The sequence below is a fragment of the Tardiphaga sp. 42S5 genome (genome assembly GCF_034044155.1).
Taxonomy (GTDB): domain Bacteria; phylum Pseudomonadota; class Alphaproteobacteria; order Rhizobiales; family Xanthobacteraceae; genus Tardiphaga; species Tardiphaga robiniae.
Genome location: NZ_CP139027.1, coordinates 5153470 through 5176631 on the forward strand (window position 1 = coordinate 5153470; position 23162 = coordinate 5176631).

At 62.7% G+C, this 23162-nt stretch carries 20 protein-coding genes; 9 read left to right on the forward strand and 11 right to left on the reverse strand.

The genetic code is table 11. The annotated features are described in order from the left end of the window. Positions 1–35: 35 nt before the first annotated feature. Both SFY93_RS24120 and SFY93_RS24125 read left to right on the forward strand, forming a co-directional pair. Entirely contained in the window at positions 36–1208 is a 1173-nt protein-coding gene (locus tag SFY93_RS24120) for an acyltransferase family protein (protein ID WP_320444885.1), read from the forward strand. Positions 1209–1266: 58 nt separating this feature from the next. After that, positions 1267–2226 (forward strand): 2-hydroxyacid dehydrogenase, encoded by a 960-nt coding sequence (locus SFY93_RS24125; RefSeq protein WP_320444886.1) that lies wholly within the window; start codon positions 1267–1269, stop codon positions 2224–2226. Between the two features lie 175 nt (positions 2227–2401). On the opposite strand, the gene purL is transcribed toward SFY93_RS24125, so the two are convergent. Beyond that, a complete protein-coding gene (gene purL / locus SFY93_RS24130; protein ID WP_320444887.1) occupies positions 2402–4609 on the reverse strand; it encodes a phosphoribosylformylglycinamidine synthase subunit PurL in 2208 nt (735 codons plus the stop codon). A gap of 222 nt (positions 4610–4831) precedes the next feature. On the opposite strand from purL, the gene SFY93_RS24135 reads away from it, so the two are divergent. From SFY93_RS24135 to SFY93_RS24150, 4 genes are all read left to right on the forward strand, one after another. After that, positions 4832–5311 (forward strand): PaaI family thioesterase, encoded by a 480-nt coding sequence (locus SFY93_RS24135; RefSeq protein WP_371419948.1) that lies wholly within the window; start codon positions 4832–4834, stop codon positions 5309–5311. A 67-nt stretch (positions 5312–5378) separates the two neighbouring features. Further along, on the forward strand, positions 5379–6254 hold the full coding sequence (locus SFY93_RS24140) for an AraC family transcriptional regulator (protein WP_320444888.1): 876 nt from the start codon (positions 5379–5381) through the stop codon (positions 6252–6254). A gap of 115 nt (positions 6255–6369) precedes the next feature. After that, positions 6370–7278 carry a PhzF family protein gene (locus SFY93_RS24145; protein ID WP_320444889.1) on the forward strand — a complete coding sequence of 303 codons (909 nt, stop codon included), beginning with the start codon at positions 6370–6372 and terminating at the stop codon, positions 7276–7278. Beyond that, positions 7275–8471 (forward strand): serine hydrolase domain-containing protein, encoded by a 1197-nt coding sequence (locus tag SFY93_RS24150; protein ID WP_320444890.1) that lies wholly within the window; start codon positions 7275–7277, stop codon positions 8469–8471. Before SFY93_RS24145 ends, SFY93_RS24150 begins: the two co-directional genes overlap by 4 nt. A gap of 63 nt (positions 8472–8534) precedes the next feature. On the opposite strand, the gene catC is transcribed toward SFY93_RS24150, so the two are convergent. The 4 genes from catC to SFY93_RS24170 form a co-directional block, all read right to left on the reverse strand. Continuing rightward, positions 8535–8825, reverse strand: coding sequence for a muconolactone Delta-isomerase (gene catC / locus SFY93_RS24155; protein ID WP_320444891.1), 291 nt, complete (start codon positions 8823–8825; stop codon positions 8535–8537). Between the two features lie 3 nt (positions 8826–8828). Beyond that, positions 8829–10004 (reverse strand): muconate/chloromuconate family cycloisomerase, encoded by a 1176-nt coding sequence (locus SFY93_RS24160; protein ID WP_320444892.1) that lies wholly within the window; start codon positions 10002–10004, stop codon positions 8829–8831. A gap of 91 nt (positions 10005–10095) precedes the next feature. Further along, complete coding sequence (locus SFY93_RS24165; RefSeq protein WP_320444893.1) at positions 10096–11301, reverse strand: ABC transporter substrate-binding protein; 1206 nt, start codon at positions 11299–11301, stop codon at positions 10096–10098. A 91-nt stretch (positions 11302–11392) separates the two neighbouring features. Beyond that, the gene (locus tag SFY93_RS24170) at positions 11393–12391 is read right to left on the reverse strand and encodes a Bug family tripartite tricarboxylate transporter substrate binding protein (RefSeq protein ID WP_320444894.1); all 999 of its coding nucleotides are present in this window, start codon (positions 12389–12391) and stop codon (positions 11393–11395) included. A gap of 144 nt (positions 12392–12535) precedes the next feature. Between SFY93_RS24170 and SFY93_RS24175 the strand changes: the two genes are divergently transcribed. Further along, on the forward strand, positions 12536–13432 hold the full coding sequence (locus SFY93_RS24175) for a LysR substrate-binding domain-containing protein (protein WP_320444895.1): 897 nt from the start codon (positions 12536–12538) through the stop codon (positions 13430–13432). A gap of 110 nt (positions 13433–13542) precedes the next feature. On the opposite strand, the gene SFY93_RS24180 is transcribed toward SFY93_RS24175, so the two are convergent. The 6 genes from SFY93_RS24180 to purC all read right to left on the reverse strand — a co-directional run bounded on the left by SFY93_RS24180 (position 13543) and on the right by purC (position 19775). Next, positions 13543–15087: a L,D-transpeptidase gene (locus tag SFY93_RS24180; protein ID WP_320444896.1), complete on the reverse strand. Its 1545-nt coding sequence runs from the start codon at positions 15085–15087 to the stop codon at positions 13543–13545. A 226-nt stretch (positions 15088–15313) separates the two neighbouring features. Continuing rightward, complete coding sequence (locus SFY93_RS24185) at positions 15314–16921, reverse strand: ABC transporter substrate-binding protein (protein ID WP_320444897.1); 1608 nt, start codon at positions 16919–16921, stop codon at positions 15314–15316. Positions 16922–17073: 152 nt separating this feature from the next. Beyond that, positions 17074–18033, reverse strand: coding sequence for a tripartite tricarboxylate transporter substrate-binding protein (locus SFY93_RS24190; protein WP_414717156.1), 960 nt, complete (start codon positions 18031–18033; stop codon positions 17074–17076). Positions 18034–18041: 8 nt separating this feature from the next. Then, positions 18042–18743 (reverse strand): phosphoribosylformylglycinamidine synthase subunit PurQ, encoded by a 702-nt coding sequence (gene purQ, locus SFY93_RS24195; protein WP_320444899.1) that lies wholly within the window; start codon positions 18741–18743, stop codon positions 18042–18044. A 14-nt stretch (positions 18744–18757) separates the two neighbouring features. Next, positions 18758–18997 carry a phosphoribosylformylglycinamidine synthase subunit PurS gene (gene purS / locus SFY93_RS24200; RefSeq protein ID WP_089265033.1) on the reverse strand — a complete coding sequence of 80 codons (240 nt, stop codon included), beginning with the start codon at positions 18995–18997 and terminating at the stop codon, positions 18758–18760. 10 nt (positions 18998–19007) lie between these two features. Further along, positions 19008–19775 (reverse strand): phosphoribosylaminoimidazolesuccinocarboxamide synthase, encoded by a 768-nt coding sequence (gene purC / locus SFY93_RS24205; protein ID WP_170849540.1) that lies wholly within the window; start codon positions 19773–19775, stop codon positions 19008–19010. 347 nt (positions 19776–20122) lie between these two features. Between purC and SFY93_RS24210 the strand changes: the two genes are divergently transcribed. Next, the gene (locus SFY93_RS24210) at positions 20123–20446 is read left to right on the forward strand and encodes a DUF1476 domain-containing protein (RefSeq protein ID WP_093756490.1); all 324 of its coding nucleotides are present in this window, start codon (positions 20123–20125) and stop codon (positions 20444–20446) included. Between the two features lie 387 nt (positions 20447–20833). Then, positions 20834–23161: a TonB-dependent siderophore receptor gene (locus SFY93_RS24215; protein WP_414716965.1), complete on the forward strand. Its 2328-nt coding sequence runs from the start codon at positions 20834–20836 to the stop codon at positions 23159–23161. Position 23162 lies beyond the last annotated feature (1 nt).

The window sequence follows — 23162 nt, forward strand, 5'->3', positions numbered from 1 at the left end:
TGTTGCGCGCGGAAGCGAGGGGGCTCGCCGTTCACATGTCAGACCGTAACGCTGCGCTCGATCGCGCCCGCACCTTTGTCACGCTGCTCGTGCTGGCGAACCACGCCGCAGTCGCTTACACCGCCTTCGGGCGCTATTACCCGAACCACTATTTGTGGTCGACCGCGCCGATCGTCGACAGCCAGCGCTGGATCGGCTTCAACATCCTGACGCTGTTCAACGACACTTTCTTCATGTGTCTGATGTTCATGCTGTCGGGCCTGTTCGTGTGGCCGAGCCTGAAGCGCAAGGGCATCGCCGACTTCCTGCGCGACCGCGCGCTGCGCCTCGGCCTGCCGTTCCTGGCAATGATCTTCGTGCTGATGCCGATCGCCTATTACGCGTCGTTCAGCCTGTCGACGCACAAGACCGGCTTTGTCGAATTCTACGTCAACAATTTCAAACAAGGCCAATGGTTCGCCGGCCCCGGCTGGTTCATCTGGTATCTGCTGTTTCTCGATCTCGTCGCGATCCCGGTCTTCCTGCTCGCGCCGCGACTGGTGGACGGCATCAACCGGCTGTCGATCCGTGCCTTCGAACGACCGTGGTTGTTCGCCGCCGTGCTCGCCGTCATCGCTGTGATCTCCTATGTACCGTTCCTGTTTACGGTCGGCGCTGTCCGCTGGTTCAGCTGGGGCCCGCTGCAGGTGCAGTTCAGCCGCATGGCGATCTATGGCGTGTTCTTCTTCGCCGGCATGGGCATCGGCGCCGCCAATATCGACCAGGGCCTGCTGGCCCGCACCGGCGCACTGGCCCGGCAATGGCTGTGGTGGACCATCGCCGCCGCTGCCTCCTTTGGCTCGCTCGCTTTTCTCGTCAATTTCCGCCGCATGAAGCTCGCCAATCTCACCGGCGCGCCGCCGTTCTGGTGGCAGTCGAGCTATGGCGTGATCTACGCGGTCGCCTGCACGCTGATCTGCCTCGCGGTGCTGGCGCTGTTCCTGCGTTTTGGCCAGCGCGAGAAGAGCATCTTCGACCCGCTGCGCGGCGATGCCTATGGCATCTTCGTGCTGCACTACATCCCGATGCTGTGGCTGCAATATGCGCTGCTTAATGCGCCGCTCGGTGCGGGCTCGAAAGCCTTCATCGCCTTCGCGGGCACGCTGGCGGCAAGCTGGGCAGCGACAAGGGCGCTGCGGGCGATCCCAGGCGTGAAGCGGGTGCTGTAGCTTCGTCACACCGTCCTTTCCGCCTTCCAACATGAACGACGATCTGCAGGAGACCAGCATGCGCGCGCGCAACGGCGACAAGGCGATCAATCTTCTGTTCAACGTCACGCCGGCGCTGTTCGAGGACTATCGCGAACCCATTCTGGATGCGCTTCGGCGCCGGAGCATCGACGCGCGAGCCAGTCTCCTGGGTGACATTGCGCATCAGGACGTGGACTACATCATCCACGCGACCGGTGGTCCCATCAGTGATTTCGCCCCTTTCAGCAATGCGCGCGCCGTATTGAGCCTTTGGGCCGGTGTCGAGAAGATCGTCGGCAACGCGACGCTGACGCAGCCGCTGTGCCGCATGGTCGATGACGGCCTCCGGCAGGGCATGGTCGAATGGGTCGTCGGTCATACCCTGCGCTTGCATCTCGGGATGGACCGCTACGTCTGTGAAAAACCTCTGACATGGTCGCAGCATGTTCCGCCGCTTGCCACGGACCGATCGGTGACAGTGCTGGGTCTCGGCGAATTGGGATCGGCTGCAGCAACAGCGCTTGTGCAACTCGGTTTTCGCGTGACCGGATGGAGTCGAAGCCTGCGCGAGGTGCCGGGCGTCCGCTGTCTCGCAGGAACGGAGAGCCTGCCGCAAGCGCTGGCTTCGGCGGAAATCCTCATCGGCCTCCTGCCCCAGACGCCGGAGACGATCGATCTCCTGAATGCGGAGAGACTGGCGCTGCTGCCGAAGGGCAGCTTCATCATCAATGCCGGACGCGGCACGCTGATCGACGACGATGCGCTGATCGCGGCACTCGACAGCGGACGCGTGGCACAGGCGACGCTCGATGTCTTCCGCACCGAGCCAGTGCCATCAGGCCATCCGTTTTGGTCGCATCCGGGTGTCACGATCTCGCCGCACGTCGCAGCCGCAACGCGTGTTGCATCGGCCGCCGAAAACATCGCCGAGAATATCGCACGCGCGGAAAGCGGCACGCCGCTGATGAATTTGGTCGATCGGACGCTGAGCTATTGAGGCGGTTGCACGAACGCTCATGGCCTCCCTCCCCCCAAGCGAAGCGCAGTGGGGAGGGTCGGCCGATAGGCCGGGGTTGGGGTGTCTCCGCAAACGCCGTCGCTTGTGGCACTCCCACCCGTCCGGCCTTCGGCCGGCCACCCTCCCCGCAAGGGGGAGGGAAAAGATCAGCGCCTTACGACGCCTTGCCGCTCATATAGTTCGGCAGCCAGCTTTCATGCGCATGCAAAAGCGCCTTGATATCGACAGCGCGTTCACCGGCAATGGCCACCGCGTGGCCGCCGGTCTTGCCGATCTGCACGCAGGGCACGCCAACATTCTTCAGCTTCGACAGCACCGTCAGCAACTGATCTTCCGCGACAGTCACGATGTAACGCGCCTGATCCTCGCCGAACCACCAGGCATGCGGCACCGTCGATGACGGCGCGGCATCGAGCTTGGCGCCGATGCCGGAGGCCATCGCCATTTCGGTGAGCGCCACCAGCAAGCCGCCATCGGCGATGTCATGCACGGCGGTCGCGGTGCCGGCATGGATCATGCCGCGGACCACGTCGCCGTTGCGCTTTTCGGTGGCAAGATCGACCGGCGGCGGAGCGCCCTCTTCCTTGCCGCAGATGTCGCGCAGATAGACCGACTGGCCAAGCCAGCCCTTGGTTTCGCCGATCAGCAGGATCGCTTCGCCCGGCGCCTTGAACGCCAGCGTCGCGGACCTGGTGAAATCGTCGAGCACGCCGACGCCGCCGATCGACGGGGTCGGCAGGATGCCGCGGCCGTTGGTCTCGTTGTAGAGCGAGACGTTGCCAGACACGATCGGGAAATCCAGCGTGATGCAGGCTTCGGCGATGCCCTTCAGGCAGCCGACGAGCTGGCCCATGATCTCGGGCCGCTCCGGATTGCCGAAGTTGAGATTGTCGGTGACCGCCAGCGGCCTGCCGCCGACCGCGGTGATATTGCGCCAGGCTTCGGCGACCGCCTGCTTGCCGCCCTCGACCGGATCGGCCTCGCAATAGCGCGGCGTGACATCGACCGACATCGCAAGACCCTTGGGGCCATCCTCGATGCGCACCACCGCGGCGTCGCCACCGGGGCGCTGCACGGTGTTGCCGAGAATGACGTGGTCATACTGCTCCCACACCCAGCGCTTCGAGCACAGCTCGGGCGTGCCGATCAGCTTCTCCAGCGCATCCGGGATCGACGACGGCGCGGCGATATCGCGCGCATGCACGACAGGCAGTATCGGCGACGGCATATGCGGACGGTCATACAACGGCGCTTCGTCGCCGAGTTCCTTGATCGGCAGATCGGCCATCACCTTGCCGCCATGCTTCACGACGAAGCGCAGCGTCGGCGTGGTGTAGCCGACAATGGCGAAGTCGAGTCCCCACTTCCGGAAGATATCCTCGGCCTGCTTTTCCTTCTCGGGCTTCAGCACCATGAGCATGCGCTCCTGGCTCTCCGACAGCATCATCTCGTAAGCGGTCATACCCTCTTCGCGCGTCGGCACCGCGTCGAGATTGAGCTCAACGCCGAGGTCGCCCTTGGCGCCCATCTCGACCGCCGAACAGGTCAGACCCGCAGCACCCATATCCTGGATCGCGATCACGCAATCCGCAGCCATGATTTCGAGGCAGGCTTCCAGCAGCAGTTTTTCGGCGAAGGGATCGCCGACCTGCACGGTCGGACGCTTCTCCTCGGAATCCTCGTCGAATTCGGCCGAGGCCATCGATGCGCCATGAATGCCGTCGCGGCCGGTCTTCGAACCGAGATAGACAATCGGCATGTTCACGCCGGAAGCCGCCGCAAGGAAGATCTTGTCCGCGTCGGCGAGACCGACGGCCATCGCGTTGACGAGGTTGTTGCCGTCATAGCGGGTGTGGAAACGCGTCTGGCCGCCGACGGTGGGCACGCCGAACGAATTGCCGTAGCCGCCGACACCGGCGACGACGCCCGACACGAGATGGCGGGTCTTCGGATGTTCCGGCGCACCGAACGACAGCGCGTTCAGGCAGGCGATCGGACGTGCGCCCATGGTGAAGACGTCGCGCAGGATACCGCCGACACCCGTGGTCGCGCCCTGATAGGGCTCGATATAGGACGGATGGTTATGGCTCTCCATCTTGAACACAATGGCCTGATTGTCACCGATATCGATGACGCCGGCATTCTCGCCCGGCCCCTGCAGCACCCATGGCGCCTTGGTCGGCAGCCCCTTCAGATGGATGCGCGAGGATTTGTACGAGCAGTGCTCGTTCCACATGGCCGAGAAGATGCCGAGCTCGGTGAAAGTCGGCTCCCGCCCGATCAGCTTGAGAATGCGCTCATACTCGTCGGGCTTGAGGCCGTGGCTGGCGACGAGTTCGGGAGTGATCTTTGGCTCGGTCATGGGGTCTCTTGGCTCTGTAAGGCTTCTTCATAGGGAGATCGGAGCATGCGGAAAAGGCCTATTCCGGCCCGTTCCCCGCATGTCCCAAGCTTTGCCCGGGCAATGCCCGTGCTGCTCGAAAAACAGCCTGCATAAGGCCCTGCGCCGGCGCCGGATTGCGCCCGCCGGATGGATCGGATTTAACACTTTTCGCAGCCAATCCAAGGAGTTCAGACCGTGAATGTGCCCGCCGATGCCACCATCCCGTTCCACGCCGACGCCTATACCGCGACGGAGGGGGAATTTGCGGGCTGGACGACCTGGAAGCGGGATTCCTTCGAATCGGTCTCCGGCCCGTTCTGGCACAAGGTCGAGGCCGACGGCTCCGTCCGCTGCGCCTTCCGGGTCGAGAAAAAGCACCTCAACGGCATGAAAAACGTTCATGGCGGCTGCTTCATGACCTTTGCCGATTACTGCCTGTTTGCGCTGGCCTCCCGCGAGTTGCAGGGCCCCGGCATCACCGTCTCGTTCGGCTGCGAATTCCTCGATGCCGCCCGCGAAGGCGAGCTGGTCGAATGCCACGGCGAAATGACCCGGATCGGCGGCTCATTGATCTTCCTGCGCGGAATCCTGAAAGCCGGCGAACGTTCGCTCCTGACCTTCTCGGGCACCATCAAGCGCGTGAAGAAACGCCCGAAGCCGGCGGCGATCGCGGCGGAGTAACCGGGCGCGGGTTCGCGGGCATGGGTGCATCCTGCTAGGTTCGTCGACAACACATGTGGGCCCGAGCATGCTGAGTTCATTCGAACGGCTACGTCATCCGGCAAACGCAGATCTCCTGATCGCCGCGGACGACGAGCACGCGGCTGTCGCCGGTCGCGGCGATTACGCCATGCCGTGGCACTGGCATGATTGCCTGATGTTCATCCTGCCGAGCCGCGGGACGATCGAACTCAAGCATGAGGCTGGACGCGAAGGCAGCTGGCTGTCGCAGGACCGGTTCGCGATCGTTCCGCCGAACCACGCGCATGAGACGCGCGCAGGGATCGGCGCGCATAGCCATGTCGCGATCTACGCAACAGGCTCGGTCCTGAAGCGCCTCGAAAGAGAGAACGGCTCGCTGAGCGAATTCCGCCGCAGGACATCAACGACCCGGCTGTTTCGCCGGTCAGACAGACTGCGCGCCCTGCAGGCGCTGCTGGTCGGGGATGGCAGGCACGCCTATGGCAATGCCCATGTCCGGCACGGACTGTCCTCTGCCCTGCTCGTCCAGTGCATCGCCGAGGCTCTTACCGGCGATGCCGTGTCCAGTGCCTCGCATCGCGAACACGGCATGACGTTGGTCGCGGAGCTGAGGGACTATCTCACCCTTCATGCCGACCGGGATGTTCCGCTCGACGCCCTGGAAGAACGGTTCGGCGTTTCGCGGCGTCACATCACCCGACTGTTCCGCGCGGGGACCGGGGCGTCGATCGGCGAATTCCAGCAACGTCTCCGCCTCGACAATGCAAACGAGCTGTTGAAGGCAACCGATCTCCCGATCGGTGAGATCGCGCTCCGCGTCGGCTTCGACAGCGGTGCGGCGCTCGCCCATGCGATGCGCCGGGCCGATGGCCAGTCGCCGACCCAGATGCGCAAGCGCATGGCCCGGCCGATCAAAATCTAGGGCCCGCCGGAACGCGCGCCGCAGCAACATCCCCCGTAGCTTGATGCCGGTGAATTCCGCGCAGCATTGGCTGACGCGTATTGCGAACGCGCAAACCGGTTGGAAAGTGCATCACATGGCCACGACGTCTGCCGAACCCCAGGTTCGATTTGTCAGTGTCTTTGCGGCAGGCCCGCAGGGCGGCAATCCCGCCCCGATCGTGATCGACGCTGCCGGCATGAATGATGCGGAGATGCAGCAGGTCGCGCGCGCCTACGGGCACGAAAGCGGATTTGTATTGCCGCCTCCACCGGACTCCGACTGCGATTTCGAGTTTCGCTTCTGGGTGCCCAATCATGAGATGTCAATGTGCGGACACGCCACCGTCGGCGCGACATGGCTGCTTCAACGGCTCGGCCGGCTGCAGCGCGATCGGATCATCATCCTGACAAAGAGCGGCCGCGTCCATGCGCGGATCAGCCAATCAGACGAACAGGATATCTCGGTCGAGGTCTCGCAGCCTGCAGGGATCGTCGAGCCGCTTCCCGATGCAGGCCAAAGCACCAACGACATTCTCGACGTCCTCGGTATCGGCTCCGACTGCCTCGCGCCGTTCCCGATCCAGAATGCACGCACCAGCCGGGTCAAGACCCTCATTCCGTTGAAGAGCGTGTCCATCCTCGACGGCCTGAAGCCTGACTTCTCGAGGATGGAGCGCCTGTGCAACAGCATCAACTCCACCGGCCTCTATCCTTACGCCGTGTCCGACCGGGACGATCAGATCGTCGATGCCCGCCAATTTCCGAGCTCGTCGGGATATCCGGAAGATGCCGCGACGGGCATCGCGGCCTCCGCTTTGTCATTCGGTCTCCTCGCGAACCGGATGGTGGACACGTCGGAACGCCAAATCACCATTCGCCAGGGACGCGCCATGAATCGCCCCTCCGCGATCAAGGTGCGCTTCAGCTTCGACGACGGCGATCTCAACGGCTGCTGGCTCGGCGGCGCCGTTCAGCCCACCGAATGCGAGAAGATTGCGTCATGACGAGCAAGGGACAGCCCTCGGCTTTCGAAGCCGACTACGGCTTCACGCGAAGCGACGTTCGACTCGATAACTGGCGTCAGGCGCCCTGGAACGTCTGGGCGTTTCGTCACGTGTCCGAACTCATTCCAACGGCACGCATCGCAGCGACGCCGGGACTGATCGAGGATCCACCCGTCGATCCCGGAGACTTGCTCAGGCAGACATTCGCTGTCGGTGGAGAAACGGCTGGTGTCTTGGATGTTCTACGCAGAACGTCGACCGACGCGCTCGTCGTGATGAAATCCGGACACGTTGTTGCGGATTACCATGCGCCGAATTTCACGGCGCAATCGCGGCACATTCTGTTCTCCGCGAGCAAGTCGGTGACATCGATAGTCGCGGGAATTTTATACAGCGACGACCTGATCGATTTCGACGAGCCCGTCGCGCACTACGTTCCCGAACTCAAATCCTCCGCTTTTGCAGATGCGCGGATACGCGATGTCCTCGACATGCGGGTCAGCCTCGATTTCGACGAGACCTATCAGGATCCCCACGGTGATTTCGCGCGGTACCGCCGCGCCGGCCTGCTCGAGCCTTCGGTGCCGGGAGATACTCCGGACTCACTGATCGCTTTCCTCGCTACGCTGCAAAAGGGCCCCGGCGATCATGGGGGTCCCTTTCACTACTGCTCGCCGAATTCCGACGTGCTGGGTCTGGTGATCGAACACGCCTCGGGCCAGCGTTTCGCGGACTTTGCCGCCGCGCGTTTGTGGCAGCCACTCGGGGCGCGGCAGGATGCCTATATTACGGTCGATGCGATCGGCAGCGCCCGGACCGGCGGCGGCTTCTGCATGACCCCGCGCGACTTCGCCCGCATCGGCGAGATGATGCGGCAGGGCGGCATCGCCAACGGCCGCCGGATCGTCGCACAGGATTGGGTGTCGGATACGATCACGAACGGCTCCGCCGAGGCCTGGCGTGCGGGCAAATTCGTCGAATGGCTGCCTGAAGGCCGCTATCGCAACAAATGGTACCAGACCGGCAACGCAAGCGGCGCTTTCTTCGCACTCGGCATTCACGGGCAATATCTCTATGTGAATCCACGCGCCGAAATGGTCGTCGCAAAATTCTCATCCCAGCCGGAGCCGGTGGACAACAATCTGAAGCGCCTCAACCTCGCGCTGTTCGATAGGCTTGCGAGATTGTACTGATGAAGCTGCTGCGTGAGCCACCATCTCGCCGGAATACTGCGCTGGCGGAGGTCGGCCCCGCGCCTAGCCGTCGTCCGAGCGAACGGATGAAGGATGCCGACACAAAGGCGTCACGCTGACACGCATGAAGGGGAAGAGCGGCAATGTCGACAGAATGTCGTGCAGCGCTTCATTGCTCGCCACATCGAAGATGCTGACATTGGCGTAACGTCCGGCGACCCGCCAGAGATGGCGCCACTCGCCGCTCTTCTGCAGCTCCTGCGCACGTTCACGCTCGGTCTTTTTCAGTTGCTCGACCACATCGGGAGCGATCCCGGGCGGGATCTGCACGTCCATTTCCACCTGAAAAAGCATCGATCAAACTCCTGTGGTTGTGCCAGCCGGTTGAACGCGCGGCGCGTAACCATCGCGGCGGAAGAATGCGACGCGGTCCATGTCCAGTTCAACGCCGATGCCGGGCGCCGTCGGCACCTGCAACACGAAGTCGCCATAGCGGAGCGGCGTCGCTAGGATCTCCTCGGTCAGGAGCAGCGGGCCGAACAGTTCGGTGCCCCATGCGAGTTTCGGCAGCACGGAGAAAACCTGGGCCGACGCCGCGGTGCCGACACCGCCTTCCAGCATGGTGCCGCCATACAGGCCGATACCCGCGGCATCGCCGATCGCAGCCATCTTCGCCGCATCGTACAGACCACCTGCCTGGTTGATCTTCAGAGCAAACACGTCAGCAGCGCCCCGCGAAGCAACATCGAAAGCATCGGTCGTGCCGTGCAGTGCCTCATCCGCCATGATGGGGACGGCATAGCGACCGCTGAGCCGGGCCTGTGCGCCGCGATTGTCGCGCGACAAAGGCTGCTCGATCAGGTCCACGCCGGCCGCCTCTAGGGCGGGAATGCCGCGCCGTGCCTCGGGCTCGCTCCAGGCCTGGTTGACGTCGACCCGCACGCTGGCGCGATCTCCGAGGGCACGCTTGATGGCCGCCACATGCGCCACGTCATCGTCCACGGACCGCAGGCCGATCTTCAGCTTGAAAATATTGTGGCGGCGCGCATCGAGCATCCGCTCGGCTTCCTCGATGTCGCGCGTGGTATCGCCGCTGGCCAATGTCCAGGCGACCGGCAAGGTGTCGTGCTGACGCCCGCCAAGCAGCTCCGACACCGGCAGGTCCAGGCGCTTGCCAAGCGCGTCCAGCAGCGCCGTCTCCACCGCGCATTTGGCGAAGCGGTTGCCCTTCACCCGTCGCTTCACGTCGGCCATGAGCGCGGCGACGCGCGACGCATCCATGCCGATGATGGCCGGGGCGATATAGGTGTCGACAGTCAGCTTGATGCCCTCGGGACTCTCCTCGCCGTAGCTAAGGCCGCCGATGGTCGTGCCCTCGCCGATTCCGACCGTTCCGTCGGAGCAGCGGATGAGGACCAGAACCAGGGTCTGGCTGTTCATCGTATGCATCGACAACCGATGGGGCCGGATGGTCGGCACATCGACCAGGATGGTCTCGACCCCGTCGACGCGGACTGCCACGCTGGTGCTCATGAAGGGCGTTTTCCTGTTGTCCATGGATGAGGCCTCGAACGGATCGCCGCTAGCTTCCCGGCGACCCGTCGCTTTGCCGTCTGCCGCTGCGCTACTTCTTGATGAGCGGGCAGCGTGACGCCGATAGCGGCTGGAACGCGTCGTCGCCGGAGACGGTCGCAAGCAGCTTGTAGTCGTCCCAGCGCGCCTTCGATTCCGACGGCTTCTTCACTTCGAACAGGTACATGTCGTGCACCATGCGGCCGTCTTCGCGGATCCGGCCGTTCTTCGCGAACATGTCGTTGATCGGCGTGTCCTTCATGACCTTCATCACGGCCGCTGAATCGGTGGTACCTGCCTTCTTCACCGCGTTCAGGTAGGTCGTGACCGACGAATAGACGCCCGCCTGCGCCGACGTCGGCGCGCGCTTGGTCCGTTCCATGAAGCGCTTCGCGAAGGCGCGCGTTTCGTCGTTGAGATCCCAATAGAACGCCTCGGCCAGCAACAGGCCCTGCGCGGTCTCAAGCCCGACGCTGTCGATGTCGGAAATGAAGGCCAGCAAGGGCGACAGCTTCTGTCCGGACTGGGTCAGGCCGAACTCGGCGGCCTGTTTGATCGCATTGATGGTATCGCCGCCCGCATTGGCGAGACCGATCACGCTGGCCTTGGTGCTCTGCGCCTGGAGCAAGAACGACGAAAAATCCGAGGTGTTGATCGGGTGCTTCACATTGCCGACAACCTTGCCGCCTGCCTTGGTGACGACGTTCGAGGTGTCGCGCTCCAGTTCCTGGCCGAACGCGTAGTCGGCCGTGAGGAAGAACCAGCTATTGAGGCCGCGCTTCACCGTGGCCAGGCCAGTGACGCTGGCCAGCGCGTAGGTGTCGTAGGTGTAGTGGACGATGTAGGGACCGCACGCCTCGTTGGTCAGCCTGACCGCGCCGGGACCATTGAACATGATGATCTTACCGCGCGTCCTGGCCATTTCCGCAGCAGCCAGCGCCGTAGCCGAGCCAGCCACATCGACGATAGCCTCGACACCCTGGTTGTCGAACATTTCACGGGTGAAATTCGCGGCCAGGTCGGACTTGTTGAGATGGTCGGCAACCACGATCTGGACCTTGCGCCCGAGAACCTCGCCGCCGAAATCCTCAACGGCCATCTTGGCTGCAGTCTCGCTGCCCGGCCCGGTAATGTCGGCAAACAGGCCGGACATATCGAGGACGGCCCCCAGTTTCAGCGGCCCGGTGTTCTGCGCCATGGCAACCGAGGTGGCGACGAGCATGACGGATGCCGTCAGGCCTGAAAGTAGCTTCTTCACATCATTCTCCATCAGCGCTCTCATCCTGAGCGCGCGTCTCTTGCTTGATATTCGTCAGTGATTGATCGCCGTATGTGTCAAGCGTCTGTCGTCACTGGCTGCCGCGAATGCCCGCCGTCTCGACGATCTGCTTCCATTTGGCACTTTCCTGCGCCAGATGCGCAGCAAGTTCCTGGGGCGACGACGCGATGACGCGCCCACTGACATCGGCGAAACGCTTCTGCACGTCCGGATCCGCCAGCACCTTGCGGATATCGCCGCTGATGCGCTCCGCCAGCGCCGGCGGCATCTGGCCCGGACCAAAAATGGCCCACCAGTTGGCGAGTTCGAAGCCCGGCAGCCCGGATTCGCTGATCGTCGGCACGTCAGGCAGTGCGGCGATGCGCTCCTTGGTGGTGACGGCAATGGCGCGGAGGCTGCCGCCCTGCACCTGCGGAAGCGCCGTCGAGGCGTTGTCGAACATCAGGTCGATCCGGCCGGCCATCAGATCTGTCAGCGCCGGCGATGAACCGCGATAGGGAACGTGGGTCATCTCGACATTGGCCTTTTGCCGGAACACTTCCGCCGCCAGATGCAGAGAAGAACCAACGCCGGCGGAGCCATAGGTGGCGCCACCCGATGCCGCTTTTTCTTTCGCGAAGGCGATCAGATCCTTGATGTTCTTGATCGGCGACGAGGGCGGCACAAGCACCACGTTCGGCGTCTCGAGCGCCAGCGTCAGCGGTGTCAGATCCTTCACGGGATCGTAAGGCATCGACTTGAAAAGCCACGGATTGACGGCCACGGCGATCGACGCGAGCACCAGCGTGTAGCCATCGGGGGCGCTCTTGGCGGCAGCGTTGATGCCGATATTCGATCCGGCCCCGCCCCTGTTTTCGACGACGACCTGTTGGCCCCAGGTCTGGCTCAGCTTTTCCGCGATCGTGCGGCCGATGATGTCGGCGGCCCCGCCGGCGGCGAAGGGAACGATCAACTGGACCGGCTTGGTCGGATAGTCCTGCGCCGTCGCACGGTTTGCGCCCAGGGCGATACAGCAAGCCGCCACCGCGGCGTGGGTCGCCCGGGCAAGTAAGGTGCGTCGTGACAGCATGAAAGAGCCTCCCAGTCGGTTCTTATGTTTCGACGGCCGCACACAAGCGTGCCGGCCAGGTCCGATATTGACAAACACTGGCACGGGACGCGTGATAGGCCAACACAGTCAAAACTATAGATGCGATAGAAGATTGTAATCGCTATGGACCCAAGACGGCTCGGCTATTTTCTGGCAATCGCCACACACAAGCGCATGGCGAAGGCTGCAGAAGCCCTCGGCGTCGCCCAGCCAACGCTGTCGCAGCAGATACGCGCCCTCGAGCAGGATCTCGGCACCGTTCTGTTCAACCGGACGCCCCAAGGCATGCAACTGACCGAGACAGGACATGCACTGCGCGAACACGCGCAGCGTCTGATGGTTCAGACCGAAGCGGCGCGCACGGCAATCGCCGAGCTGGAGGGCGGCATGGCCGGCACGCTGCGTGTCGGCGTCATCTACACCTACAGCACGACATTCCTGCCGAAGATCATCGGCAGCTTCGGCGAGAAATATCCTGAGGTTCGGCTCAGCGTGGAGGTCGGCTCCGCAAACGATGTCGAGCAACGCATCCTGTCCGGAGATCTCGATCTCGCGATTGCTTTCGCGCCGCCCCAGCACGCGGAGTTGGGCGTCGACCTGTTGTTCGAGGAGCGGCTCGTCCTGGTGCTTGCGAAGTCGCAAAATCAATCACGACAACAGTCGATCACGCTGCAGGCGCTCGCCCAACGTCCGTTGGCACTTTTGACCCCCGCCTTTGCGACCCGCCGCATTCTCGACCAGTCACTAGCGCCCGATATACAGCTCGATGTTCGCGTGGAGATGAACTCGGTCGAGGCCCTGATCGAACTCGCCAAATCGGGAGGTCTGCCGACGGTTCTTGCCGACCGAAGCTTGAACGCCCGAAAGGACCTCGCGATCATTCCGATCGGGCCTCCGTGGATACGCCGCTCCGGAGCCTTGCTGTGGGATGCCCATCGCTACCAGACAGCGGCCGCGCGCGCTTTCATGGCGATTGCCCGCAAGACGACCAAAAGCGCACAGACCACGCGCGCGTCATAGCGCACAATCGTGGACATCGGCATTACCAGAGGAGCGCTGGCTGACGGCACCGCGCGCGTCGATGCGATCAGGCTGCTCAGCGTCCCAGGCGAGCAATGGCCTGGCGCGACCTACCACCAGCCGGTTTGCGGCTGGCGCTGATACGGCGCGACCCTGCGGCGAGCCTGCACGGGCGCGGGGTCCGCATTCCAGCGCTGGAAGAACGAGCCAAAGCCATCGCCATCCGCATCGTCGCTGCTCGCCATGAGATCGGCAGGTGGCGTCGGCTTGCGCGTAATGAAACCACCCTGAGGCTGATTACTCAGCACTGCGACGAATTCGGTGCGATAGTTGGTCTCGGTGCTGAGCGGCTCGTCGGAGATCACAATCGACGAGCGTGGCAATGCGGTCGCTCCGATCCGGTCGAGCACTTCCTGTGGAATGGTGATGCGGTCGAGGGCGACCTTCGCGCTATCGCCTTCGTCGATCGTGACGGCGCTCCAGCGCAGGCCTGCGTCGTTCCGCGCCATTGCCGTAAACACATGCGTGCCGATCGGCTTGCCGGGGTCGCGGATGGTGATGGGAACTTCGATGCTTGAATCGAACACCTCGCCGCCGCCGTCCGGTGCCGGCTTGTGCGTATTGCGCCGAACGTAAAGCATCTGCGTCTCGCGGCTGATATAGATCGAGACCGGCTCAAGCGCGAGTTTCGCATCGCTCGCTGCCTTGGCGGTGGCGACCTTTTTGGTCTCCGCGGCCTTGGCGGCATCCTTCGCAGCGGCCGCGGCATCAATCTTCGACGCCGTATCGGCCTTTGCGGTTTCGAATTGCGCGCCGAGTTCCGCGGCCCTGGCGGCAGCCTTCTGCTTTGCGTCCTCAGCCCGCGCCTTGGCCTCATCGGTCTTTGCCACAACGACGGCCTTGTCGGCAGATACGAGCTCGACATCGGCGCGCGCCTTCAGCGATTGCAGCTTGCGCAGGGCCCCCGGCAGCGGCTTCGCCTCGCGCGCAGAAGTCGCTGCGAGCTTCTTCGTCGCGTCAGCGGCCGCAGCGGCCTCCGCAGCCTCGCGGGCGACCACCTCGACACGGCCGGGAGCAGCGGCGATGGCTTCCGCTTTCGGCATCAAAAGCGCCGGATGGGAGAACTCAACGGGTGCCGCATCATTCGGCGAGATAATCACCCGCATCCCGATCCGCGTCTTGTCGAACAACCTGTCCGCGAAGCCGTAGGGCATCCGCACACAGCCATGCGACGCGGCATAGCCGGGCAACGGCCCGCCATGCAGTGCGACACCGTTCCAGGTGATCCGCTGCATGTTCGGCATCGCGGCATCGTCATACATGTTGGAACGATGGTCCTTGTTCTTCTCGAGAACGGCAAAGACGCCTGCCGGCGTCTCGCGGCCGGACACCCCGGTCGAGACCGGCGCGCGCGTGATCCAGCCATCGGCGTCGTAGAACGTGACCTGCTGGCTCTTGATCGACACGATCGCCATCATCGGCTCGCCTGCTTCGCGCGGCGCAGTCGCCTCGACGACGCGGGCGGGACGCGGCTGCTTTGCGGCGGCTCCGGCCGCCGGAGCGGCCACCGCAATCATTGCTGCCAACACCACGACGGGAGATATCCAGTGCCGCATCCCGACGTTGGGTTGCGCCGTCGCCAATCGATTTGCCATTCAGTGCCCCGGTCAAATGCCTTCCGATCGCGAATCGTACAGGCGTTTGATTGCGATTGTATCAATTCACCACTGCCGCCCGATACCCACCGAAGCGGTCAGAGCGGTGCGCGCAGTGATATTCATTCGTAACTGACAAACCGCCTTGGACAAAGGTGGCTCACTGCCACACCTGGCGCATGGTCGACGCAATTTGGGCCGGACGCATGCGCCCGGCCCAACGCTGTCACTGCATGCTGATCGTGGTCATATCAAGGAACCACGACTGCGGCGAGACGAAGCCCTTGACCTTGGTGCTCATGGCCCGCGGGTTGAGGTCATGGACAATGTAGAGCCATGGTGGATTATCGACGAGGCGCTCATGCGCCTTGCGGGTGGCGTCGGTGATCACCTTGGGATCGGTCGATTCCGCCAGGGTCTTCAGCGCGTTCTCGAACGCGTCGTCCTTCCACTGCTCGAAATTGAACCCGTTCGGCGAGAAGTTCGCCGCCGCAAAGTAGCGCGCCATGATGCCAGTGTCCGAGGACGGCGACGAGATGTTGAGCGCCATCGCACCCTTCAGGCTTGGATTGTCCGGCGTGGCACGCGCGGCGGTGAGCAGCACCTGCCATTCGATCACATCGAACTCGATATTGACGCCGCAGGCTTCCTTCAGACTCTGCTGCAGGAACTCGTTCATCGGCAGCGGCAACATCTGGCCGGAGCCGGAGCTGGAGATCTGAACCTTGAACGACAGCGGCTTCGCAGGAGTATAGCCGGCTTCCGCCAGCATCGCCTTGCCCTTGGCCGGATCGAATGTGTAGCGATTCACGGGACTGCCGAAATTGGGGTCGCTGGTCTTGAGCCAACCCGCCGACGGTTCCGCGGTGCCTGAAAGCAGCGACACCAGCCCTGCCCGATCGACGCAGTAGTTCAGCGCCTGGCGGACTTTCACATCCTTGAACGGCGAGTTGGTGGCGCCGATATTGTAGAACCACGGCCAGACATGCGGATAGGACCCGGTGGTGATGGTGAAGCCTGCAGCCTTCAGCGATGCCAGCCCATCGGCCGGCGGCACCTCGATCCAGTCGACCTGGCCGGAGCGTAGCGCGGCCAGCCGCGCATTCGCCTCGGGGATCGGCATCAGCACAATGGTATCGACCTTGGCTTTCTTCTGACCATCCCAATAGCCGTCATTGCGCGCCAGTTCGACGCGCTCGCGCGGCACCAGCTTTGTGATCCTGAACGGTCCGGTGCCGGCTGCCGGCAGCGTCGCGACCTTGCCCCAATCCTTGCCGGCCTTCTCGAACGAGGTTGGCGAAGTGAACAGCAGATACACCGCCATGTAGGGGAAATACGACGCAGCCGTCGTGGTCGAGATCGCCACTGTGGAATCGTCGATCTTCTTGTAAGTCCCCATCAGCGGCACGCGGGCGCGCGACATGCCGGAGGCCGGCGGCTCGAATTGCGGGCTGTCGTTCTTGAAGAAGCGATCGAGATTCCAGATCACCGCGTCGGCATTGAAGTCGGAGCCGTCGTGAAACTTCACGCCTTTGCGCAGATGAAAGATCCAGGTCTTGTTGTCGTCCGGCGCCTGTTCCCACTTCTCCGCTAGGCCCGGTCGCAGGCCGGCGAGCTGATCGGGCTTGCTGAGATCCCACAGCACCAGACCTTCGAAGATCGGGTAGCCCATGAACCGCATGCCCTCGAACCCATTGTTCGGAAGGCCCGTGGCGGTGGGAATATCCGCCGCCGTCATGGCAATCCGCAAGGTCGATTGGGCGAGTGCGGGCTGGGTCGAGAGAGCGAGAGCAGCGGCGAAAGCGAGTTTGGCGCAACCACGATACTTGAACATGTCATCTCCGGCAGCCGGCGATTGGACAATCACGCGCGGCGGACTGCGGAAGAGAACTCAGCAAATATCAGGCCAGTACCTTGCAAAATGAGGCCAACGGCAGTGCTGAAAATTTGAGCCGCACCGATGGCACAGCTTCGGGGAAAGAATGATTACGGCGTCAGGAGCTTGTTGTATTTCGCCACATCGCGCGTCACCAGCTGCTGCAGCACCTCCGGTGCATGCTCGTTGGCGTCGGGCGCCACGGTCGACAGATCCTGGAAACGCTTTTTCACCAGATCGCTTTCAACCGACGAGCGAGCAGCAGCGTTCAGCTTGGCGATGATCTCAGGCGGCGTGCCCTTCGGCGCGAACAGGCCATTCCAGCCCTGCGCCTCGAAGTCGGGCAGCCCTGCTTCTGCCGAGGTCGGCAAATCGGGCAGCGTCGCCAGCCGCACGGTCGAGCCGACCACGATGCCCTTCACCAGCTTGTCGTCGATGGCCTGCGAGACGGAGGCTGCAGAATCGCAGACGCCGTCGATCTGACCGCCGATGGCATCGGTGAGCGCGGGCGCCGCGCCGCGATAGCCGACCAGCGTGACGTCGATGCCGGCGGCCTGCACGAAGCTCTTGCAGATCAGGTAATTCGAGGAGCCGATCCCGGCATGGCCGAGATTGACCTTGCCCGGATTGGCTTTGGCATAGGCGATGAAGCCCTTGAGATCACTCGCCGGGAAATCCTTGCGCAGCGCCACGACGCCGAAGGTCTTGGCCACCATGCCGATGGAGGCAAAGGAGTCCGGCGTGAAGGACAGTTTTGGGTAGATCGTGTAGGTCGCCGCACTGGTGCCGGCATTGCCGATGGCGATGGTGTAGCCATCGGGCGCAGACCGCGCGGCCCGGGCCAGCGCCGTGGAGCCACCGGCGCCGACGACATTCTCGATGATGATGGTCTGGCCCAGCGGCGCCGCCATCTGCTCGGCCACCGCACGCGCGATCACGTCCGACGTACCGCCGGCCGCGAAAGGCACGATCATGGTGATGGGGCGTTTGGGATAATCATCGGCAGATGCCGACACGCTCGTAGCCAGCACGAGCGCAAGCGTTGCGGCGAGCTTCGACAGCCGCGCCACAGCGGCGATCACGCAGCGCGCTCCAGATGCTCGACAAGACCAGCAAACAACCCGCGGCCGTCGGTGCAGCCCATGATGTCTTCGACGTGATTTTCCGGATGCGGCATCATGCCGAGCACGTTGCCCTTCTCGCTGACGATGCCGGCAATCGATGCGGCGGCGCCATTGATATTGTGCATGTCGCCAACTTCACCTGTCGGCGAGCAATAACGATAGAGCACGCGCCCATCGCCTTCGAGGCGCTTCAGCGTTTCGGCATCAGCTGTGTAGTTGCCCTCGCCGTGGGCGATCGGCACGCGGATCACCTGACCGGCATTGTAGCCACGGGTAAACGCCGTGTCGGACCGTTCGACGCGCAGATGCACGTCGTGGCAGAGGAATTTCAGCTTGGCATTGCGCATCAGGATGCCCGGCAGCAGGCCGGACTCGCAGAGGATCTGGAAGCCATTGCAGACGCCCATCACGAGGCCGCCGTCAGCCGCGAACGCCCGCACTGCATCCATCACCGGCGAGCGTGCCGCGATGGCGCCGCAGCGCAGGTAGTCACCATAGGAGAAGCCGCCGGGGACAACGACGAGATCGGTGCCCTTGGGCAGCGAGGTCTCGGCGTGCCAGACCATCGTCGAGTCATTGCCCGACGCCAGTTTGAGCGCCCGCGCCATGTCGCGCTCGCGGTTGATTCCGGGGAAGACAAGAACGGCGGATTTCATAGCGATAACCTGGCTCAGAGCACTTCGACGCGATAGTTTTCGATCACCGTATTCGCCAGCAGCTTGTCGGCTGCGGCTTTCAGCGCTTCCTCGGCTTTCGCCTTGTCGGCGCCATTCAGTTCGATGTCGAACACCTTGCCCTGCCGCACAGAGGCAATGCCATCGACGCCGAGCGATTTCAGCGCGCCTTCGATGGCCTTGCCCTGCGGGTCAAGGATGCCGTTCTTCAGGGTAACAGTTACGCGGGCTTTCACGTCTTGATCCTCAGCTCTTGACCAGTACCGGGCCGGTGCCCATCGGGCGTTCGTTTTCGGAGAGAATGCCGAGACGCTTGGCGACCTCGGTATAGGCCTCCAGCACGCCGCCGAGATCCCTGCGGAAACGATCCTTGTCCAGCTTCTCGTTCGACTTGATATCCCACAGCCGGCATGAGTCGGGCGAGATCTCGTCGGCGACGATGATGCGCATCATGTCGTTTTCGAACAGGCGACCGCATTCCATCTTGAAATCGACGAGGCGGATGCCGATGCCCAGGAAGAGACCCGTGAGGAAGTCGTTGACGCGGATGGCGAGCGCCATGATGTCATCGATTTCCTGCGGGGTGGCCCAGCCGAACGCCGTGATGTGCTCTTCCGAGACCATCGGGTCGTTGAGCTGGTCGTTCTTGTAATAGAACTCGATGATCGAGCGCGGCAGCTGGGTGCCCTCCTCGATGCCGAGGCGCTGCGACAGCGAGCCCGCCGCCACATTACGCACCACCACTTCCAGCGGCACGATCTCGACTTCGCGAATCAGCTGTTCGCGCATGTTGAGCCGGCGGATGAAATGGGTCGGCACGCCGATGTCGTTCAGATGCTGGAACAGGTATTCCGAAATCCGGTTATTGAGGACGCCCTTGCCCTCGATCACCTGGTGTTTCTTGGCATTGAACGCGGTCGCGTCGTCCTTGAAGTGCTGAATCAGGGTACCGGGCTCCGGGCCTTCATACAGGACCTTGCCCTTGCCTTCATAAATGCGACGTCGACGGCTCATGGGGATGTACCGGGTGTTGTTGAAATCCATGGATGTGGTGTGCTCCGAATAACGGGATCGACCCACGACGGAGCTGCCGTGAAGGCCAGGAACGGGAAGAAACAGAACGAGAACCGGGCCTGGTGGCAACCTACCCGATCGGCCCTGCCAGTACAATCGACCCGGCCCGCCCAGCGGGGGTTTACCCCAACCTCGCGCAAGCCTGGTCCGATAAGCCTCGCCCGATACCGTCTTGCCTGCGACCTTGCGGCCGATTGTTCCAACGGTATCTCGACCTTATTTAAGCTCCGAACCGGCGTTTACAACGTCGTCCTGACCGCCCAACAACCCCGACGGGAACTTTAACCATGTCATCATTCGACAAGCGCGGCGAAGCCTTCGAGAACAAGTATGCGCTCGACGAAAGCCAGAAGTTCAAGGCCGAGGCCCGCCGCAACAAGCTGCTGGGCCTGTGGGTCGCCGAACAGCTCGGCAAGTCCGGCGACGAGGCCGCCGCCTATGCCAAGGAAGTCGTCGCAGCCGATTTCGAGGAAGCCGGCGACGGCGACGTGGTGCGCAAGGTGCTCGCCGATCTAACCGCCAAGGGCATCGCGATCACCGAGCCGCAGCTCCGCGTGAAGATGGATCAGCTGACCGCTGAGGCCGTCGCGCAGGTGAAGGCGGGAACCTGATCTCCACAGCTTCGAGTTGCAACGAAACGTCTCGCCGCAACTCACGACGCTTCATAGAGAGCCGCGCATCGTATGATGGCGCGGCTCTTGTCTTTTGAAACGTTCCAGACTCGCAGAGCCTGACTCAAGATTCCGAATTGCGATGTGCAAATTCTGAAACGGAGTCACAGCGTGCCGATGACGGCTCGCATACGCGTGCTACAAATTGCTCAAAGTGCACGTTGATTGTTCAATCGTGTCGCGGCTCACCTTGCGACTGCATCACCGAAGACACACAGGCTCGCCAATCCCGTCGCTTTAGAGCGATTCAACCTCCCATTCGAAGTTTTCATTCAAAGCTACTGCTAGATCGCCTGCGCATGTTCTCAAACGCGAAGGCGACACAAAGTGACGACGGACAACCATTGCAATCTCAACAGCAACGCACGCAGCATCTTCAAGTTGCGCCGCGCGTATTGGTTGATCGGCACGACGTTCCTGCTCGGCGATTATGTGACCGGGGCCTCGATCGCCAATGCACAGACGAATACGACGCTGCCGCCGGTCACCGTCGAATCGCCAACACAGGCGCGCCGGCCCGCACGTGCTGCGAGCGCCACGCCGAGCCGGGCGCGAGCTATCGCCACACGCCGCAATGCCACGCCGCCCCCCGCCCCGCCGACACCGACCGAGCGCGCGATCGCTGCCGCCGCCGCGAAATACGAACAGATCCTCGGCTATCGCGCGATGCCCGATGCGACAACCCTGCGCGGCGCGACGTCGCCGCTCAACACGTCGCAGGTCGTCAACGTCGTGCCGCAGCAGGTGATCAGCGATCAGCGTCCGCGCAATCTCGATGACGCGCTGATCAACATCTCCGGCATCACCCAGACCAATACGCTGGCCGGCACTCAGGACGCCGTGATCCGTCGCGGTTTCGGCGACAACCGCGACGGATCGATCATGCGCAACGGCATGCCGATCGTGCAGGGCCGCTCGTTCAATCCTGCTGTTGAAAGCATCGAAGTGCTGAAGGGACCGGCGTCGCTGCTCTACGGCATCATGGATCCCGGCGGCATCGTCAACACCATCAGCAAGCGGCCGGAATTGTATCAGCACGGCGAGGTGACGCTGGAAGGCGCGACCTACGGTTCGCGCAGCGGGGCCAATGCGACCATCGATATCACCGGACCGCTCGGCAAGGATGGCCTCGCCTATCGTTTCGTCGGCTATGGCATCAACGAGGATTACTGGCGGAACTTCGGCACCCGCAAGGAGACACTCTACGCGCCGTCGCTGGCCTGGTATGGCGACACGACCACGGTTCAGATCAACTACGAGCATCGCGACTTTTATTCGCCATTCGATCGCGGCACGGCCTTCAACAGCGTGACCAAGGCCCCGTTCGCCATTCCGGCGACACGCCGCATCGACGAACCATATAACAGCATGTGGGGCACGTCAGATCTCATCCAGGCCTCGGTAGATCAAAAGATCAATGAGGACTGGAAGGTCTATGCCGGCTACAGCTATAACGTAGAAACCTATAATGCCGCGCAGCTCCGCAATACGGTGGTCAACCCGACCACTGGCATCGCGACACGCAGCAATGACGGCACCTACGGCGCACTGACGTCCTCCAGCTTCGGCACCGGTTATATCCAAGGCGGATTCTGGATCGGCGGCATGCGCAACGAAGTGCTGTTCGGCGGCGATGCCCAGTATCGTGTGATCTATCGCAAGGATCTGGTCCGGCAGGGGGCTGCGAATTTCAACATCTTCAATCCGGTTTATGATCGGCAATTGCCCGGCACCACCGTTGTCGCTACCGACAGCGACCAGACCGACAAGCTCAGCACGCAGTCCTTGTTCTTCCAGGACACGCTGCATCTGACCAATCGGGTCGCCGTGGTCGGCGGCGTGCGTTATATGACGTTCGACCAGCTGGCGGGGCGCGGGCGCAATCCGTTCATCGCCAATACGGACCTGTCCGGCAACAAGGCATTGCCGCTCGGCGGCGTGATCCTGAAGGTCACCGACGAAGTCTCGCTCTATGCCAGCTACACGGAATCGCTGAAGCCGAATTCGACCATCGCTCCCAACGGCGCGGTCTTCGACTCGCAGACGAAGCCCGAGGAAGGCGTGTCGTGGGAGACCGGCATCAAGTTCGATATCAACAAGCGCCTGTCAGGCACGGTCGCGCTGTACGACATCGACAAAAAGAACGTGATGCTGTCGCAATACAATACGGTCACCACGACCAACGAGGCACGCACCGCGGCTGCAGCGCGCTCACGCGGTGTCGAAGTCGACGTTACCGGCAAGCTGACTGACAGCTGGAGCATGATCGCCAGCTATGCCTATACCGATGCGATCTTGACGCAGGACTCGCAATACACCGGAAACCACCTGCAGAATGTCGCCCTGAACACCGGGTCGCTCTATCTCGTTTATGATTTCGGCACGATGCTGCCGGGTCGTCTGCGCGTCGGCGCCGGTGCACATTATGTCGGCGATCGTCCCGGCGATGCTGCAAACAGCTTCGTGTTGCCGTCTTACACGGTGGCCGACGCCTTTGCGACCTACGAGACGAAATACCAGACTCTGCCCGTGATCTATCAGTTCAACATCAAGAACATCTTCGACAAGGTCTACTATCCGTCGGCAGTGAGCCTTCCCAACGTTGCCCTTGGCGATGCGCGGCGCTTCTCGCTGGCAGCGACGGTAAAGTTCTAAG

What these genes read in the sequence shown, in the direction of transcription:
- SFY93_RS24150 (WP_320444890.1), top strand. Translation starts at nt 7,275, where the DNA reads ATGACGAGCAAGGGACAGCCCTCGGCTTTCGAAGCCGACTACGGCTTC.
- SFY93_RS24185 (WP_320444897.1), bottom strand. Translation starts at nt 16,921, where the DNA reads ATGTTCAAGTATCGTGGTTGCGCCAAACTCGCTTTCGCCGCTGCTCTC.
- SFY93_RS24140 (WP_320444888.1), top strand. Translation starts at nt 5,379, where the DNA reads ATGCTGAGTTCATTCGAACGGCTACGTCATCCGGCAAACGCAGATCTC.
- purL (WP_320444887.1), bottom strand. Translation starts at nt 4,609, where the DNA reads ATGACCGAGCCAAAGATCACTCCCGAACTCGTCGCCAGCCACGGCCTC.
- purQ (WP_320444899.1), bottom strand. Translation starts at nt 18,743, where the DNA reads ATGAAATCCGCCGTTCTTGTCTTCCCCGGAATCAACCGCGAGCGCGAC.
- SFY93_RS24170 (WP_320444894.1), bottom strand. Translation starts at nt 12,391, where the DNA reads ATGCTGTCACGACGCACCTTACTTGCCCGGGCGACCCACGCCGCGGTG.
- SFY93_RS24160 (WP_320444892.1), bottom strand. Translation starts at nt 10,004, where the DNA reads ATGAGCACCAGCGTGGCAGTCCGCGTCGACGGGGTCGAGACCATCCTG.
- SFY93_RS24180 (WP_320444896.1), bottom strand. Translation starts at nt 15,087, where the DNA reads ATGGCAAATCGATTGGCGACGGCGCAACCCAACGTCGGGATGCGGCAC.
- SFY93_RS24175 (WP_320444895.1), top strand. Translation starts at nt 12,536, where the DNA reads ATGGACCCAAGACGGCTCGGCTATTTTCTGGCAATCGCCACACACAAG.
- SFY93_RS24145 (WP_320444889.1), top strand. Translation starts at nt 6,370, where the DNA reads ATGGCCACGACGTCTGCCGAACCCCAGGTTCGATTTGTCAGTGTCTTT.
- SFY93_RS24210 (WP_093756490.1), top strand. Translation starts at nt 20,123, where the DNA reads ATGTCATCATTCGACAAGCGCGGCGAAGCCTTCGAGAACAAGTATGCG.
- purC (WP_170849540.1), bottom strand. Translation starts at nt 19,775, where the DNA reads ATGAGCCGTCGACGTCGCATTTATGAAGGCAAGGGCAAGGTCCTGTAT.
- catC (WP_320444891.1), bottom strand. Translation starts at nt 8,825, where the DNA reads ATGCTTTTTCAGGTGGAAATGGACGTGCAGATCCCGCCCGGGATCGCT.
- SFY93_RS24120 (WP_320444885.1), top strand. Translation starts at nt 36, where the DNA reads ATGTCAGACCGTAACGCTGCGCTCGATCGCGCCCGCACCTTTGTCACG.
- SFY93_RS24125 (WP_320444886.1), top strand. Translation starts at nt 1,267, where the DNA reads ATGCGCGCGCGCAACGGCGACAAGGCGATCAATCTTCTGTTCAACGTC.